The 15,812-nt window shown below is 66.4% G+C and carries 20 protein-coding genes; 5 read left to right on the forward strand and 15 right to left on the reverse strand.

Annotated features, from left to right (window positions below):
* Window positions 1–7: 7 nt before the first annotated feature.
* The 3 genes from hemW to rph are packed head-to-tail and all read right to left on the reverse strand — an operon-like array spanning window position 8 to window position 2,546.
* Window positions 8–1,186, reverse strand: a complete 1,179-nt coding sequence (gene hemW / locus G3A50_RS09990) for a radical SAM family heme chaperone HemW (protein WP_163075152.1) — start codon at window positions 1,184–1,186, stop codon at window positions 8–10.
* Entirely contained in the window at window positions 1,179–1,829 is a 651-nt protein-coding gene (gene rdgB / locus G3A50_RS09995; RefSeq protein ID WP_163075153.1) for an RdgB/HAM1 family non-canonical purine NTP pyrophosphatase, read from the reverse strand. The genes hemW and rdgB overlap by 8 nt, the downstream gene beginning before the upstream one ends.
* A gap of 3 nt (window positions 1,830–1,832) precedes the next feature.
* Window positions 1,833–2,546, reverse strand: coding sequence for a ribonuclease PH (gene rph, locus G3A50_RS10000; protein WP_163075154.1), 714 nt, complete (start codon window positions 2,544–2,546; stop codon window positions 1,833–1,835).
* A gap of 131 nt (window positions 2,547–2,677) precedes the next feature.
* On the opposite strand from rph, the gene hrcA reads away from it, so the two are divergent.
* Together hrcA and grpE are read left to right on the forward strand one after the other, a co-directional pair.
* Window positions 2,678–3,778, forward strand: a complete 1,101-nt coding sequence (gene hrcA / locus G3A50_RS10005) for a heat-inducible transcriptional repressor HrcA (RefSeq protein WP_163075155.1) — start codon at window positions 2,678–2,680, stop codon at window positions 3,776–3,778.
* A gap of 81 nt (window positions 3,779–3,859) precedes the next feature.
* Entirely contained in the window at window positions 3,860–4,480 is a 621-nt protein-coding gene (gene grpE / locus G3A50_RS10010; RefSeq protein WP_163075156.1) for a nucleotide exchange factor GrpE, read from the forward strand.
* A 109-nt stretch (window positions 4,481–4,589) separates the two neighbouring features.
* Here grpE and G3A50_RS10015 read toward each other — a convergent pair whose 3' ends face one another.
* The 9 genes from G3A50_RS10015 to hisB all read right to left on the reverse strand — a co-directional run bounded on the left by G3A50_RS10015 (window position 4,590) and on the right by hisB (window position 11,048).
* A complete protein-coding gene (locus tag G3A50_RS10015; RefSeq protein ID WP_246252318.1) occupies window positions 4,590–5,552 on the reverse strand; it encodes a hypothetical protein in 963 nt (320 codons plus the stop codon).
* Between the two features lie 77 nt (window positions 5,553–5,629).
* Complete coding sequence (locus G3A50_RS10020) at window positions 5,630–6,274, reverse strand: alpha-ketoglutarate-dependent dioxygenase AlkB family protein (RefSeq protein ID WP_163075157.1); 645 nt, start codon at window positions 6,272–6,274, stop codon at window positions 5,630–5,632.
* Between the two features lie 10 nt (window positions 6,275–6,284).
* On the reverse strand, window positions 6,285–7,244 hold the full coding sequence (coaA, locus tag G3A50_RS10025) for a type I pantothenate kinase (RefSeq protein WP_163075158.1): 960 nt from the start codon (window positions 7,242–7,244) through the stop codon (window positions 6,285–6,287).
* 153 nt (window positions 7,245–7,397) lie between these two features.
* Entirely contained in the window at window positions 7,398–7,733 is a 336-nt protein-coding gene (locus G3A50_RS10030) for a phosphoribosyl-ATP diphosphatase (protein ID WP_163075159.1), read from the reverse strand.
* 3 nt (window positions 7,734–7,736) lie between these two features.
* Window positions 7,737–8,549 carry an imidazole glycerol phosphate synthase subunit HisF gene (gene hisF, locus G3A50_RS10035; protein WP_163075160.1) on the reverse strand — a complete coding sequence of 271 codons (813 nt, stop codon included), beginning with the start codon at window positions 8,547–8,549 and terminating at the stop codon, window positions 7,737–7,739.
* Complete coding sequence (gene hisA, locus G3A50_RS10040; protein ID WP_163075161.1) at window positions 8,546–9,280, reverse strand: 1-(5-phosphoribosyl)-5-[(5-phosphoribosylamino)methylideneamino]imidazole-4-carboxamide isomerase; 735 nt, start codon at window positions 9,278–9,280, stop codon at window positions 8,546–8,548. The genes hisF and hisA overlap by 4 nt, the downstream gene beginning before the upstream one ends.
* Window positions 9,277–9,939 carry an imidazole glycerol phosphate synthase subunit HisH gene (gene hisH / locus G3A50_RS10045; RefSeq protein WP_163075162.1) on the reverse strand — a complete coding sequence of 221 codons (663 nt, stop codon included), beginning with the start codon at window positions 9,937–9,939 and terminating at the stop codon, window positions 9,277–9,279. The genes hisA and hisH overlap by 4 nt, the downstream gene beginning before the upstream one ends.
* On the reverse strand, window positions 9,936–10,445 hold the full coding sequence (locus G3A50_RS10050) for a DUF2628 domain-containing protein (RefSeq protein WP_163075163.1): 510 nt from the start codon (window positions 10,443–10,445) through the stop codon (window positions 9,936–9,938). Before G3A50_RS10050 ends, hisH begins: the two co-directional genes overlap by 4 nt.
* A 9-nt stretch (window positions 10,446–10,454) precedes the next feature.
* Window positions 10,455–11,048 carry an imidazoleglycerol-phosphate dehydratase HisB gene (gene hisB / locus G3A50_RS10055; RefSeq protein WP_163075164.1) on the reverse strand — a complete coding sequence of 198 codons (594 nt, stop codon included), beginning with the start codon at window positions 11,046–11,048 and terminating at the stop codon, window positions 10,455–10,457.
* A 161-nt stretch (window positions 11,049–11,209) separates the two neighbouring features.
* Between hisB and G3A50_RS10060 the strand changes: the two genes are divergently transcribed.
* From G3A50_RS10060 to hslU, 3 genes are all read left to right on the forward strand, one after another.
* Window positions 11,210–11,497, forward strand: coding sequence for a hypothetical protein (locus tag G3A50_RS10060; protein ID WP_246252320.1), 288 nt, complete (start codon window positions 11,210–11,212; stop codon window positions 11,495–11,497).
* Window positions 11,498–11,632: 135 nt separating this feature from the next.
* Window positions 11,633–12,178 (forward strand): ATP-dependent protease subunit HslV, encoded by a 546-nt coding sequence (gene hslV / locus G3A50_RS10065; protein WP_163075165.1) that lies wholly within the window; start codon window positions 11,633–11,635, stop codon window positions 12,176–12,178.
* A gap of 34 nt (window positions 12,179–12,212) precedes the next feature.
* Window positions 12,213–13,523, forward strand: coding sequence for an ATP-dependent protease ATPase subunit HslU (hslU, locus tag G3A50_RS10070; RefSeq protein WP_163075166.1), 1,311 nt, complete (start codon window positions 12,213–12,215; stop codon window positions 13,521–13,523).
* 29 nt (window positions 13,524–13,552) lie between these two features.
* On the opposite strand, the gene G3A50_RS10075 is transcribed toward hslU, so the two are convergent.
* Genes G3A50_RS10075 through mltA form a run of 3 tightly spaced genes read right to left on the reverse strand, consistent with a single transcriptional unit; the run spans window position 13,553 to window position 15,782 of the window.
* Complete coding sequence (locus G3A50_RS10075) at window positions 13,553–13,918, reverse strand: helix-turn-helix domain-containing protein (RefSeq protein WP_163075167.1); 366 nt, start codon at window positions 13,916–13,918, stop codon at window positions 13,553–13,555.
* Window positions 13,915–14,532, reverse strand: coding sequence for a Smr/MutS family protein (locus tag G3A50_RS10080; RefSeq protein ID WP_163075168.1), 618 nt, complete (start codon window positions 14,530–14,532; stop codon window positions 13,915–13,917). The genes G3A50_RS10075 and G3A50_RS10080 overlap by 4 nt, the downstream gene beginning before the upstream one ends.
* Window positions 14,529–15,782 (reverse strand): murein transglycosylase A, encoded by a 1,254-nt coding sequence (gene mltA, locus G3A50_RS10085; RefSeq protein ID WP_163075169.1) that lies wholly within the window; start codon window positions 15,780–15,782, stop codon window positions 14,529–14,531. The genes G3A50_RS10080 and mltA overlap by 4 nt, the downstream gene beginning before the upstream one ends.
* Between the last annotated feature and the right edge of the window lie 30 nt (window positions 15,783–15,812).

The raw sequence follows: 15,812 nt of genomic DNA on the forward strand, positions 1-15,812 counted from the left end.
ACACCGTTCACGCCGCGAGGTCGGCGACGATGGCGTCAAGCACCGGGAAGCCGCGCGTCGTCGCTCTCAGCCTTCCCCCGGCGAGTTCCTCGATCATGCCTTCCTCGCGCAGCGCGGCCACGCGGTCCGGCGCGAAGTCCTGGCCCGAAAGCCGAACATAGCGATCGCGATCGATCCCCTCCGCGAGGCGCAGGCCCATGAGAAGATACTCATCGGACTGTTCCGAGCGGCTCAGCTTCTCATCGACAACAAGGCCATGCCCGGCGCGCTCGACGCGGGCGAGCCAGTCTTCGGGTCCACGTTCCGTGCTGGTGGCCCGCCGTCCTTCATCGGTGTCGATCCGGCCATGGGCACCCGGTCCCACGCCGGCATATTCGCCATAGCGCCAGTACAGCAGGTTATGCCGGCTTTCCGCGCCGGGACGTGCGTGGTTGGAAATCTCGTAGGCAGGCATGCCTGCCGCCAAAGTCACGTCCTGCGTCACGTCCCACAGCGCACGGGCGTGGTCGCCATCGGGCACCATCAATTTGCCGGCCCGATGCAGCGCGGCGAAGGGCGTCCCTTCCTCGATGGTGAGCTGATAGAGCGAAAGATGCTCGCAACCCTCGCCGATCGCCCGTTCCAGCTCGGTGCGCCAGGCATCAGGTGACTGATCGGGGCGCGCATAGATCAGGTCGAAGGACACGCGCTCAAACGCCGCGCGTGCCACCGCCACCGCCGCCAGCGCCTCGTCCGCCGTGTGCATCCGCCCCAGCGCCTTCAGCGCCGTATCGTCCAGCGCCTGCACGCCGAGCGACACCCGGTTGACGCCGGCGGCGCGGAAGCCGCGAAAGCGCGAGGCTTCGACACTGGTGGGGTTGGCCTCGAGCGTCACCTCGGCCCGGGCATCCAGCGGCCAGGCGGCGTCGATCGCCTCAAGAATCGCGCCAACCGTCTCGGGCGCCATCAGTGAGGGCGTCCCACCGCCGAAGAAGACGCTCTGGGTACGCCGCTGGCCGGTGCGGGCCCGCATATGGGCGATCTCGGCACGGAACGCGGCAACGAAACGCCCCTGGTCCGGCGGCGTATGGCGGACATGCGAATTGAAGTCGCAATACGGGCACTTGGCCTTGCAGAACGGCCAATGCACATACACCCCGAAGCCGGGATCGGCCGGCGGCGGGCCGCGAAACGAGCTGTCAGTCAAATCTGGCCCCGAGACAGGCCTCGGCCAGCGCCATGAAGGCCCGGGCGCGGTGCGAGAGGCCACGGCCCAGAGGCGGCAGACCGTGCTTCTCGGCGCCGGTCATCTCGCCGAAGGTGCGGCTGTGGCCATCCGGCTGGAACATGGGATCGTAGCCGAACCCCGCGGGACCGCGCGGAGGCCAGACCAGCGTGCCTTCGACGACACCCTCGAAATCCTCCAGATGGCCATCGGGCCAGGCCAGACAGAGCGCGGAGATGAAATAGGCCCGGCGCAGATCGGGAATAGTGGCCTGTGCATCGCGCAGGCCCTCCTCGACCTTGGCCATGGCAGCCATGAAGTCTTTCTCAGGTCCCGCCCATCGCGCGGTATAGAGCCCCGGCGCCCCGCCGAGCGCTTCCACGCACAGGCCGGAATCGTCGGCGAAAGCTGGAAGACCGGAAGCGTTCGCCGCCGAAACCGCCTTGATCCGGGCGTTCTCGGCAAAGGTGCCACCCGTCTCCTCGGGCTCCGGCAGGCCGAGATCGTCGGCCGACACCGCGTCGACGCCGTAAGGCGCCAGCAGGCCCCGCATTTCCTCAAGCTTGCCGGCATTGTGGGTCGCGATCACGACGCGCCCGGCGAGGCGGCGATGGGATTCAGCCATGGCTCAGGCCACCGCCAGCTTCTGGAGATCGACCAGCTTGGTCACGCCCTTGCGGGCCAGGCCGACCATGGCGTTGAACTCGCCCTCGGTGAAGGGCGTCTTCTCCGCCGTTCCCTGAATCTCGACGAAGCCCCCCGCGCCGGTCATCACGAAATTGCAGTCCGTCTCAGCGTCGGAATCTTCCGCATAGTCGAGATCAAGGCGCGGCTCGCCATCGACGATGCCGCACGACACTGCCGCGATGTGGTCGCGCAGCGGGATGGTGGGCAGCATACCGCGCGTCTTCATCCAGCTCAGGCAGTCATGAAGCGCGATCCAGGCCCCGGTGACCGACGCGGTGCGTGTTCCCCCGTCGGCCTGGATCACGTCGCAGTCGACGGTAATCTGACGTTCGCCAAGCTTTTGGAGATCGACCACCGCGCGCAGCGAACGCCCGATCAGGCGCTGGATCTCCTGGGTGCGGCCCGAGGGCTTGCCGGCCGTCACCTCACGGCGCGTGCGCTCGTGGGTGGCGCGTGGCAACATGCCATACTCGGCCGTCACCCAGCCACGGCCTTGCCCCTTCAGCCACGGCGGCAGGCGCTCTTCCAAAGTGGCGGCGACAAGAACATGGGTCTCGCCAAATTTCACGAGGCAGCTACCCTCGGCGTGGCGAAGCACGCCGCGTTCGAAGCTGACGGCTCGCATCTCGTCGGTGGCGCGGCGTGAAGGACGCATACGGAAACTCTCTCCAAGTTTGAGCCGGCACTTGTACGGGGCAGACCATTTGCGCTCAAGCCCGCAGATCGCTTGAACCGATGAGGTGAATGCCGAAATATAGCGCTGCAACGATAGGATTCAGCTGCGCAATGCCACTTGATCCTCTGATCACCGCCGCCGCCCCGCATCTCGCGCGTCTCGACGAGCGCTCGCGTGAGATTTTTCGCCAGATCGTCGAGACCTATCTCGCGACCGGCGAGCCCGCCGGCTCGCGCAATATCTCGCGTCTCATCCCGATGACGCTGTCGCCGGCCTCGGTCCGCAACGTCATGGCGGATCTCGAAGCGGCGGGGCTCATCTTTGCCCCCCACACCAGCGCCGGACGGCTGCCGACCGACCGTGGGCTGCGCTTCTTCGTCGATGCGCTGCTTGAAATCGGGGACGTATCGGAAGACGAACGTAACGCGATCGAGCTGCAGGTGCGCGCAGCAGCCAGGGCGCAGTCGGTGGAGGGCGTGCTGGCAGAAGCCTCCAATATGCTCTCCGGCCTCTCGCGCGGTGCCGGCATCGTGACCGCAAGCCGGGTCGACGGCCGGCTGAAGCACATCGAATTCGTGCCGTTGGACGCCAATCGCGCGCTGCTGATCCTGGTATCGGAAGACGGCGAGGTCGAAAACCGGCTGGTGCCGCTTCCGACAGGTCTTCCCGTCTCGGCGCTGGTCGAGGCCACCAATTTTCTGAACTCGCGCACCCGCGGGCGCACGCTCGCCGAGCTCCGCGCCGAAGTCGAGCGCACCCTTGCCGAGCGGCGGGCCGAGCTCGACGAGGTCACCGCGCGCGTGGTCGAGACCGGGCTTGCGAGTTGGTCGGGCGGCGACAAGGCCGAACGCAGGCTGATCGTGCGCGGCCAGACCCGCCTTCTGCACGACCTGAAGGCGATCGAGGATCTTGAGCGGGTGCGCCTGCTGTTCGATGACCTCGACTCCAAGCAGGAGGTGGTCGACCTTCTCGGGCGCGCCGAGGAGGCGCAGGCGCTGCGCATCTTCATCGGTTCCGAGAACAATCTTTTCTCGCTCTCGGGCTCCTCCACCATCGTCGCGCCCTATCGCGACGGACAGGGCCGAGTGGTCGGCGTGCTCGGCGTGATCGGGCCGACACGGCTGAATTACGCCCGTATCGTACCCATGGTGGACTTCACCGCGCGCGTCGTCAGCCGGGTATTGGCCGGCCCCGGAGCCGACGCAGCTTGATTTTTGATGCTCGCGCCCCGATATGGCGCACATCCGCCGAATGTTGTCGGCGGGCGAGATATTTCTCCCGACGAGGTACTTATGAGCGAACATTCCCGCGATCCGGCGGAACAGACTGACGCGATGCCCGACGCTCCCGAAATGGAGAACGGCGCGGCGGCGGCCCCCGCGGACGACGCCGCGCTTCTCGCGGCCGAGAAGGAACGCCTCGAGGCCGAGGTCGCGAGCCTGAAGGACAAGTTCCTGCGCGCCTTCGCCGAGGCGGACAATGTGCGCCGCCGCGCCGAGCGTGAGGTTGCCGACGCCAAGGTCTACGGCATTACGGGCTTTGCCCGTGATGTGCTGAACGTCGCCGACGACTTCGAGCGCGCGATGGGCGCCATCGACGCCGAGGCCCGCGACGCGGCGGAAGGCACGCTGAAGACACTGATCGACGGCATCGAGCTGACATCCCGCGCCCTGATCCAGACGCTCACCAAGCATGGCGTGGCTCGGATCGAGGCCGAGGGGTCGAAGTTCGATCCCAATCTGCACCAGGCGATGTTTGAAGTGCCGAATGCGGAACTGCCCAACGGGACCGTCGTGCAGGTCATCCAGCCCGGCTACACCATTGGCGGACGCGTTCTGCGCCCGGCGCTGGTTGGCGTTTCCAAGGGCGGGCCCAAGGCAGCGCCCACCGACGCCCCCGCCGACCCGAACTGATCGGCCACGCTTTCAGCGGCCCGATTTCGGGCTGCGGATGCCAAAGTCCGCGGCCCGGAGAACGGCAACCGCGCGGCCATATGTTTGGTCCGCGCGGGTTACGCCTGCGTCAGCGCATCTCGATACCGTCGCGCAAGCCGCGCATCGCGGTGAAGCTGGTGTCGAATCCCTCCGCCGGGGCGACACCGACCATGCGCAGATAGCCGGCCCGGCCAAAGCGCAGCCATTGCGCCACCTTGACCGGCTTTCCCGACTGCATCTCCACGGCCTTGGCGATCAGCTCGTAGCCCGGCTGGCCGCCGATGCGTTGCGGGCCGCCGCGCTCGACCTTCAGTTCCTTCACGCCGGGCACACTGGAAATCGCGCGCTTGGCAAGGCTCTCGCGATCATCCTCGCGCACATCGCCCGGTGCGGCCGCGATGATGAAGAACGGCTGGCTGGCGATATCGGCCGCTTTTTCCTCGCCCTTGGTCAGCAGCACCGCGTTGTTGCCGAGCACGCGCACGACCCGATAGCCCTCCATGTTCTGGATCGAGAAGGGCAGGCCAGCCAGAAGTTCGTCCTGTGTCGGCGGCGGGCGGAAGGTGACGCTCATCAACGCCGCGTCCACCGCGCTGTCGGGATAACGCGCCGACGCCTCTTCGGGAAACTGCACCGTGACCATGGCGGCCTGTTCACCGGAGCCGACCAGCATGATCCACTTCTTCAGCGCTGCCGGGCCCATGGTCTGATAGCCGGACATCAACACGCCCTTGGCCCCGCCCGGCAGTGTAACGTCGCGCTTTTGCTCGATCGTCACGCCCTTGCTCTGCAGCGCCTCGGGCGTGAAGCTCTTGGACACCTCCTCAAGCGCGCTGCCTGGCACTTCCATGATCAGGATCGCCGCCCGCGCCACGCGGTCCTCGAAGCCGGGAACACCGGGAATCTCGGCCATACCCGGCGGCGGCAGAAGGCCCACCGTGCCGTGATTGGGAAAGACCGCCTCCTGCGCGGCGGCCGGCAAAGCGGCCGCGACGAGGAAAAAACAGGCCATGAAGAGGTGGCAGAGGCGGGCGCGCACGAGACGGCTCATTCCGTTTCCTTCGGTTGAGATCGGCATTCAGGCGGATCGACTTGCCAGCTTCCCGGCCATTCCGCCCCATTCGAACGTCAAGACGGCAGAATTCCGCCATCCTCGGCAGAATTCACACGACGTAACGTGAGATTGATGCGCCCAGGCTGCTTCAGCAAGGTCGAGCTGTCAGGAACAATACGATCAACGCCATGAAAAGCCAGCCGGGCCGGCCCGGACAGAAGCAGCGCATCGCCCGAAGCGAGGCGGATGGAGCGCGTGGGGTCGCCTCGCTCCTGCCCGCCGATGCGGAACAGCGCGGTATCCCCCAATGAGAGCGAGAGCACCGGCGCGCGCAGTTCGCGTTCATCGCGATCCTGGTGAAGCCCCATGCGCGCGCCCGGCGCATACCAGTTGATGAGGCAGGCTTCAGGCGCGAGCGAGGCACCGGAAAGCGCGTTCCACGCCTCCAGCAACATTGCGGGCATGGCGGGCCAGGGCGCGCCGGTTTCGGGATGGTTCGGCTGGTAGCGGTAACCGGTCTCGTCCGCCACCCATCCCAGAGGCCCGCAATTCGACATCCGCACCGAGAGCGGCTTGCCGGTGCGCGGCATGCGCGGGGAGAACAGCGGCGCGCGCTCCAACACCTGGCGAAGCTCCCCGACCAGACTCTCCTGCCGCGTGCGGTTGAGCCAGCCGGGCCACCACAGGCACCCGGGAACGATCTCTACCGCCGTAACCATCGGCCCCGCCTCAGAGCTTGCGCAAGGAAACCGCTTCGATCTCATGATCCCCGCCCTTGCGCAGGATCAGGTCGGCGCGCTGGCGGGTCGGCAAGATGTTCTCGCGCAGGTTCACCAGGTTGATGGACCGCCAGATCGAGCGCGCCGTCGCGTCCGCTTCCGCCTCGGAGAACGCCGCATAGCGGTGAAAATAGGCGGCCGGGTCGCGGAAGGCCGTGCCGCGCAAACGCAGGAATCGCTCGACATACCAGCGTTCCAGGATCGCCTCGTCGGCATCGATATAGATCTTGAAGTCGAAATAGTCGGAGACGAAGGGAATGGCCTTGCCGTCTTTTGGCGGACGGCTGGTCTGCAGCACGTTCAACCCCTCGACGATGAGAATGTCCGGCTGGTCGACCTCCACCGTCTCGTGGGGCACGACGTCATAGTTGAAATGGCTGTAGATCGGCGCGCGGGCGGGGCGGCGGCCGGCCTTGATGTCGGAGAGGAAATGCAGCAGCGCCGGCAGGTCGTAGCTCTCGGGGAATCCCTTGCGCTGCATCAGGCCTTCTTGCTCCAGCACCGCATTGGGCAGCAGGAAGCCGTCGGTTGTGACGAGCGCGACCTTCGGCGTGTTGGGCCACCGCCCGAGCAGGGCCTGCAGCACACGCGACGTCGTCGACTTGCCGACCGCCACCGATCCCGCGACGCCGATGATATAAGGCATCTTGCCGGTCTGCTCGGGCCCAAGGAACTTCTGCATCGCGCGGAACAGCTTCTGCGTCGATCCGACATAGATCGAGAGCAGACGCGAAAGCGGCAGGTAGATTTCCTCGATCTCGGAAAGCGAGAGCCGGTCGTTCAGGCCCTGGAGACGGGTGATCTCGTCGCGCGTCAGGGGTTGGGGCGTATCAGCGCGCAGGCCCGCCCATTCCGCACGCGTGAAGTTACGGTAGGGCGATAGCCCGGCATTATCGAGCTTCAGGTCCATGGACGGGTTTCCGAAGGCGTTTCCAGATCGTTCGCCCGGACATTGCCGGCACCGGGCGTTGGTCGACCATATACCTTAAGCAGAGGCCAAGTGATACCACGGGTTGAAGCGCCCGTATCGGCGCGGCACCCACAGTAATCGCCGGCCGCGCCATCACGTCCTCGACCGCGAAGCCTTCTCGGCAAGACCGGACTGGTGTGTCCGGGATCCCAGTTCCGCATAGACATCGTCCAGGCTGACGCCCCGTGCCTGCAGCAGCACAACCAGATGGTAGAGAAGATCGGCGGTTTCGGAAACGACGGCTTTGGTATCGCTGCCCACCGCCGCCAGCGCCGTCTCGATGGCCTCCTCGCCAAGCTTCTGCGCGCATTTGGCGACACCCTTGGCGAGAAGGCTGCGGGTGTACGACTCTTCGCCCTCCGCGGCCGCACGGCGGGCCACGATGGCGGAAAGCTCGTCAAGGCTTACGCGCACGGGCGTATCGTTCATGTCTCAGCCCTTTGCGAAATCGTCGCCGCCACCGCGCCGGACGGGAAGCCCGGCCTGAGCCAGGCAGTCTTTTGCCTCGCCGATGGTGAAAGTGCCGAAATGGAAGATGGAGGCGGCAAGGACCGCTGACGCACCGCCCTCGCGGATCCCCTCGACCAGGTGATCGAGCGTACCCACGCCGCCCGAGGCAATCACCGGCACCGGCACGGCGTCGGCAATGGCGCGGGTCAGGGCGAGGTCAAAGCCCTCACCGGTGCCGTCGCGATCCATCGAGGTGAGCAGAATTTCGCCCGCACCGAGCGAGACCACTTCACGGGCATAGTCCACCGCATCGATACCGGTGCGGTTGCGGCCACCATGCGTGAAGATCTCCCAGCGGTCCGGCTCCCCCGCACCCGACACCTTCTTGGCATCGATGGCGACCACGATGCACTGCTCGCCGAACTTCTCGGCCGCCTCGCGCACGAATGCGCGCCGGTTTACCGCCGCCGTGTTTATCGACACCTTGTCGGCGCCGGCATTCAACAGGGCGCGGATGTCCTCGACCGTACGCACCCCGCCTCCCACCGTCAGCGGCATGAAGCACTGCTCGGCGGTGCGGCTCACCACATCGATCAGCGTGCTGCGCGCCTCGACGCTGGCGGTAATGTCGAGAAAGCACAGCTCGTCCGCCCCGGCGGCATCATAGGCCTTTGCCGCCTCGACCGGATCGCCTGCGTCGCGCAGGTCGACAAACTTCACGCCTTTGACGACGCGGCCGTCCTTGACGTCGAGACAAGGGATGACGCGTACCTTGAGCCTGGATGCCTCGCTCACGCCGCCAGCCCCGCAACCATTGCCAGCGCCACGCGCGGATCGAGCCGGCCATCATAGAGTGCGCGCCCGGTGATGGCGCCCTCAAGCTTGGCGGCCCGCGGCTCCAGAAGCGCGCGCACGTCCTCGAGCGAGGCGAGGCCGCCGGAGGCGACGACGGGAATCGAGATCGATTCCGCCAGTGCGATCGTGGCCTCAAGGTTGAGACCCTTCAGCAGCCCGTCGCGGGAGATGTCGGTGTAGATGATCGCGGCGACCCCCGCGTCCTCGAAGCGCTGCGCCAGCTCCAGCGCCGTGAGATCCGACGTTTCGGCCCAGCCTTCCACGGCCACACGCCCGTCCCGCGCGTCAAGCCCCACCGCGATACTGCCCGGAAAGCGGCGGGCCGCTTCCTTGACGAAGGCAGGATCGCGCACCGCTGCCGTACCGAGGATCACCCGGGTGATGCCTTTTCCAAGCCAGGCCTCGACACCGGCCAGATCGCGAATGCCGCCGCCAAGCTGCACCGGCATCGTCACCGCTTCGAGGATGCGCTCGACCGCATGGGCGTTCACCGGCTTGCCGGCGAACGCTCCGTCGAGGTCCACGATATGCAGATAGCGGAAGCCTTGCTGCTCGAACTGGGCGGCCTGCTGCGCGGGGTCATGGTTGAAGACGGTGGCCTGCGCCATGTCGCCCTGCTTGAGGCGCACGCACATGCCGTCCTTGAGATCGATAGCGGGGAAAAGGATCACGGCGTCCACGTCAGGAAGTTGGCGAGAAGGGCAAGGCCGAGCCGTTGGCTCTTCTCGGGATGGAACTGGGTGCCGGCGATGTTGTCGCGGGCGACGACGGCGGTCACGGACTGACCGTAGTCAGTGGTCGCGACCACGTCCTCGGCCCGCGCTGCGGCCAGGTGATAGGAATGAACGAAATAGGCATCGAGCCCGTTCTCGCCGGTCGGAATGCCCTCGAGGATGGGGTGCGCGCGACGCAGGTTCAGCGCGTTCCACCCCATATGCGGGATTTTCAGCGTCGGATCGGACGGGGCGATCTTCACCACATCGCCGGAGATCCAGTCCAACCCCGCCGTTACCCCGTGCTCCAGACCGCGTGTCGCCATGAGCTGGAGGCCGACGCAGATGCCCAGAAACGGCCGGCCGCGCGCGATCACCGCCTCGGTGAGAGCCTCCACCATGCCGGGAACGGCGTCGAGCCCGCGGCGGCAATCGGCGTAGGCGCCGACGCCGGGCAGCACCACGCGGTCCGCACGGCGCACCACTTCCGGATCGGCGGTCACGATGATCGCCTTGCCCGTGCCCCCCTCGCGTGCGGCGCGCTCCAGCGCCTTGCCGGCGGAGTGCAGATTGCCGGAGCCATAGTCGATCAGCGCCACGGGCGCGGGCGGGTTCATCGTCCGGCCTCCGGAAACAGGCCGAGCACCGTGCCCTCGACGGGACGTGCCGGCATAAGCGACAGGGAAGACGCCACGGCCTCGCGCCGTGGCTGTCGCCCGGTGTCGCGCGGCGTCACCAGGCCACCAATCAGCCTGGCCTCGAAATAGCGCTGCTCGGCCTCTTCAAGCCGACGCGCCACCACGACACCCGCCTCCTCAAAGCCAGCGAGGGCAAGCTTTCCGCGGCGAAGGTCGGGCAGCATGAGCGCGACAGCCAGATGCGTCAGGCAGAGCAGCACAAGCGCGTCGGAATCGACATCGAGTGCGAACACCGTGCCCACCAGCGCCGCCTGGATCAGCAGATAGGCCAGAAACCCCAGCCAAAGGCGATGAAACAGCAGAACTAGCGGCGCGAGGAACAGCGCGCTCCACGAGAAGCCCTCGCGCAGGAACACGATCTCCTGCGCCCAAAGCTGCGTGGTCGCCTCCGTGTCTGCCGGCTCGAACACGGTCCAGATCGCCATGGTTTGCCCTCAGCCGCCGAGGCTGCCCTTGGTGGAAGGAATCTCCCCGGCACTCGCCGGATCGATCGCTACCGCCACGCGCAGCGCCCGCGCCAGCCCCTTGAAGCAGCTTTCGGCGATGTGGTGGGCGTTCAGCCCGTAGAGCGTCTCCACATGGAGCGTCAGGCCGGCATTGATCGCGAACGCCTGGAAAAACTCGCGCACCAGTTCGGTGTCGAACTCCCCGATCTTCGGCGCCGGGAACTCGGTGCGGAAGACCAGGAACGGGCGACCGGAAATATCCAGCGCGACGCGGGTCAGCGTCTCGTCCATCGGCAGATGCAGGCTCGCATAGCGGGTCACGCCGCGCATGTCGCCCAGCGCCGCCTTCACCGCCTGGCCGAGCGCGATGCCGACATCCTCCACCGTGTGGTGAAAATCGATGTGCAGATCGCCCTTGGCCTCGATCTCCATGTCGATGCGCGAATGACGCGCGAGCAGGTCGAGCATATGATCGAAGAAGCCGACACCCGTCGCGATCGTCGCCTTGCCCGTGCCGTCGAGGTCGACGGCAAGGCGGATCTGCGTTTCCTTGGTGGCGCGGGTTATGGTGGCCGTGCGCATGCTTGGGGCTCCCGGAAGAGCCGGCGTCTTAGCAGCTATGGCACCGTGATGCCATATGCGCGCGCCCCGTGACATGCGCGGGTGCTGGCGAGGCGCGCGTAAGTCCCTCATCACTCCCCCGAAAGCTTCCCCAGACAACCGAAACACCCAAGGCTCCGCCCATGGACAAAGCGGCGCTGCGCGCCCGCGCGTCGCTCTTCCTCGCCGTCTTCATCGACATCTTCTCCTTCGGCCTGATGTATCCGCTGATCGGTGCCCTGTTGGACAGCGGATGGATTGAAGCCGCCTATGGGCCGCACACACGAGACACACTGCTCTCACTGGCCTTCTCACTGCTCCCCATCGGCATGTTCTTCGGCGCCGCGATTCTGGTCGATCTGTCGGATGGGCTCGGGCGGCAGCGCACGTTGATGATCTGCATGAGCGGGCTGGCGTCAGCTACCGACTGATGTGGATCTCTCTGGAGGTTGGCCATCTGTGGCTGTTCTTTGTCGGCCGGCTCACCTCGTGACTCATGGCCGACCACCCCCGAGTTGCGCTGACGCCGGGAGGCCTTAAGTAAGGCGTCGCTACCGGAGCCCGTCATGACCCATTCACCCGACACAATCTACGGCACGACCATTGTTTCCGTCCGCATCGGCGGGCGCATCGCCATTGGTGGCGACGGGCAGGTGACGCTCGGCAACACGGTCATGAAATCAAATGCGCGCAAGGTGCGGCGGCTGGGACGCGGTGACGTTATCGGCGGGTTCGCCGGCGCCACCGCTGATGCGTTCACCCTGTTCGAGCGACTGGAATCGAAGCTCGAACAGTATCCCGGCCAGCTGCAGCGCGCCGCGGTCGAACTCGCCAAGGACTGGCGGACCGACCGTTACCTGCGCCGTCTCGAGGCCATGATGATCGTGGCCGACGCCAACATCACACTGGTGCTTACCGGCACCGGCGACGTGCTGGAGCCGGAAAACGGCATCGCCGCCATCGGATCGGGCGGCGGCTACGCGCTGGCGGCCGCGCGTGCGCTCGCCGATAGCGGGCAGGACGCCGAGGCGATCGTGCGCAGAAGCCTCGCAATCGCCGCCGAGATCTGCATCTACACCAATGGCAATCTCGTCGTGGAATCGATCGGCTGACGCCGCCGACCGACCCTTCGCTGAAAGACCCACCATGACCAATTTCTCTCCCCGCGAAATCGTCTCCGAACTCGACCGCTTCATCGTCGGCCAGCACAATGCCAAGCGCGCCGTTGCCATCGCGCTGCGCAACCGCTGGCGGCGCCAGCAGCTTGAGGGAAATCTGCGCGAGGAGGTTCTGCCGAAGAACATCCTGATGATCGGCCCGACGGGTGTCGGCAAGACCGAGATCTCGCGGCGCCTCGCCAAGCTGGCCGGGGCACCGTTCCTGAAGGTCGAGGCCACCAAGTTCACCGAGGTCGGTTATGTGGGCCGCGATGTCGAGCAGATCGTGCGCGACCTCGTCGAAGTCGGCATCGGTCTGATGCGCGAAGCCCGACGCAAGGGTGTCGAGGCCAAGGCTCATCTGGCCGCGGAGGAGCGCGTCCTCGACGCCCTCGTCGGCGCCACCGCCTCGCCCGGCACCCGCGAGAGCTTCCGCAAGAAGCTGCGCGATGGGGTGATGGACGACAAGGAGATCGAGATCGAGATCACCTCCGGTGGTGGACAGGGAATGCCGATGTTCGAGATCCCCGGCATGCCGGGAGCACAGATGGGCGCCATCTCCATTGGCGACATGCTCGGCAAGGCCTTTGGCGGGCGCTCCAAGCCGCGCCGCGTCACGGTGCGCGACGCCCATCCGCTGCTTCTATCCGAAGAGGCCGACAAGCTGATCGACCAGGACGCCATCGTGCAGGAAGCGATCTACGCGGTCGAGCAGAACGGCATTGTCTTCCTCGACGAGATCGACAAAATCGCCGGTCGCGAAGGCCGCTCGGGCGCCGATGTCTCGCGCGAAGGCGTCCAGCGTGATCTGCTGCCGCTGATCGAAGGCACCACGGTCTCGACCAAGCACGGGCCGGTGAAGACCGACCATATCCTGTTCATTGCCTCCGGCGCCTTCCACGTCTCCAAGCCCTCCGACCTGCTGCCCGAGCTTCAGGGCCGCCTGCCCATCCGGGTCGAGCTGGAAGCGCTGACGCGCGAGGACTTCAAGCGCATCCTCACCGAGACCGAGGCGAGCCTGGTCAAGCAGTCGGTTGCGCTGATGGGGACCGAAGGCGTCACGCTGGAAATTACCGAGGAAGCGGTCGAGGCCATTGCCGACGTCGCCGTCCAGGTCAATTCGACGGTCGAGAACATCGGCGCCCGCCGGCTGCAGACCGTGATCGAACGTGTGCTGGATGATCTCTCCTTCGACGCCCCCGACCGCTCCGGTGAATCGATCGTCATCGACGGCACATATGTGCGCGATCGTGTCGCCGATCTCGCCGGCAACGCCGATCTCTCCCGCTACATCCTGTGAGGCGAGGTTTCACGTGAAACCTCGCCGGCTCACCCCCAGCGGCTGAGGATCTTCAACCGCCCGAGCAGTTCCGCCACAGCCTCGGGCGGCAGGGTCGCGATCTCGCGCGCGAGGAGATTGGCGAGTTCGGTCGCCTCGGGTGAGAGGCCGGCCGTGTCGACCGTCACGCGCGGATCGGAAATCTCGGCCAGCAGGCGCAGTGCCTCGGCCTCATCCCAGATCACGTTGAAATAGGCCATGATGCGCTGGAGCATCATGAAGGTCGGCTGCCCGCGTTTGCCGTGCTCAAGAGCCGAGAGATAGGCCGGGGAGACGCCGATCTCCTCCGCCATCTGAGTAAGTGTCACCTCGCGCTCGGCGCGCATCTCCCGCATGCGGCGGCCGAAAGGCGTCATCGCCCACCCTCCCGCGCGCGTCGCACCCGCACATAGAGCGCACCTTCCCCGCCATGGCCACGCGCGGCCGTCTCGAAGCCGACGACGATGGCTCGCATCTCCGGCGAGGAAAGCCACTGCGGAACGATCCGGCGCAGCACGCCGCGCCCACCCTCGCCGGCGAGCATGCCGCCGCCATCGCCCTTTCCGGTGATGACGAGGACGAGCGAATGACCGTCAAGTTGCGCGCCCCGCAGGAAGCCGAACAACCGGCCATGGGCCGCAGCCTGCGTCATGCCGTGCAGGTCGAGCCGCGCATCCACCTGCGCCCCGCGCGTCAGCCGGCGCCGCAGCTTCGGCTCGAGCGGTGCGAGTGGCGTCAGGGGGGGAGGCGGGGGTGGGCGCTTGGGAGGGCTGGGAGGAGCGGAGCGGGCCGTCTTGACGGCAACCGATGGCGGTGTCGCCGGCGCCTCTTCCCTTGGCATCTCCTCCGGTTTCAGCTCGGGCAGGGGCGGCATTTTCTCGGGGCGCAGGCGGTGCACCGAGCGGGTCACGTAGTCCCACAACTCGCGCTCCTGCGCATCGAGAGCGCGGCGTCGACGCGAACGCCCGCCATTGTCCCCCTTGCCGCTCATGGCACTTCCGAAACGGTGTCCGAATCCACCCTCGCAGGACGGACCGGAGGGAGAGGTACGGAATGGCGGGCCGGGTCGAGGGAGCGCGGCAGCAGAATGATGAAGCGCCCGGGATTCTGGATCCGGCCGGAAATCGAACCCGCCTCGGCTCCTGCACCGAAGAAGATGTCGGCCCGGGCAGGCCCGACAATCGCCGAACCCGTGTCCTGCGCGATCATCAGGTGTTGAAAAGGCTCGAGTGCACCCGCCTGCCCGGTCGGCAGCGAGGCGGCGATATAGAACGGCGTGCCATAGGCGTGGATGCGCTTGTCCACCGCGATGGAACGTTGCGCCACCAGCGGCAGGCCCTGCGCACCGACGGCACCATCATCGGCTTTCAGTTCGGTGGCCTCGCGGAAGAAGATGAAGGAACGGTTCTCCCGCATCAGCTCGCGCCCTTCCTCGGGATGTGCTGCGATATAGGCGCGGATGGCATCCATCGACATTTTTTCGCGCGGCACCAATCCCCTCTCGACCAGAAGACGGCCGATCGGCGTGTAGGGCTGACCGTTGTGGCCGTCATAGTTGAGGCGCACCACCCCGCCGTCAGGCAGACGGACACGGATGGATCCCTGAATCTGAGCGAAGAAGGCATCGGCAGGATCGCGCACCCACGCGACCTCAAGCCCCCTGTCCTTCAACACGCCATCCTCGATCGCCCCACGCTCATAATACGGTACCAGCGCGCCGCCCTCGCGGCGAAAGGCGGGTCCGCGATTGGAGGGTTGGCCATTGCTGGGCGGCGCCTGGATGATCAGATCCGGCGGACGGCGATAGAGCGGCGCGGTGAACTCGGGCGTACGCGTACGCGAACCTTCCACTTCGGGTTCGTAGTAGCCGGTCAGAAAACCGGCCTTCTGCCCAATCGAGGAGATCACATAGGGTGAGAATTCATGCCCGAAGAAGGCCCGCGCCCGGTGTTCGCCAGGATGCCTGGGCAGCCGCGCGGCCCGGGCGCATATGGGTTTGAGCGCCACGAAAAGCGGTCGGGCCGGTTTAATAATATCACCCTTCTTCGCGTTCATCGCGCAGCTGCGACGGAACGCGGAAAGCGCCGCGGCAACGTTGTCCTGCTTCCAGCCGGGCAAATCGTCGAAGCTCGCCGGCTCAAGCGCCGCGTCGGAGAACAGTACCGGAATCGCGGCACTCGCGGGGTGCCTGGAATGACGCGCCTTGACCCGCACGCTCCGCGCGGACGCAGCCAAGGCCATACCCGCCCCGCCATTCGCACCCGTGAGGCC

Source organism: Ancylobacter pratisalsi, assembly GCF_010669125.1.
GTDB lineage: Bacteria > Pseudomonadota > Alphaproteobacteria > Rhizobiales > Xanthobacteraceae > Ancylobacter > Ancylobacter pratisalsi.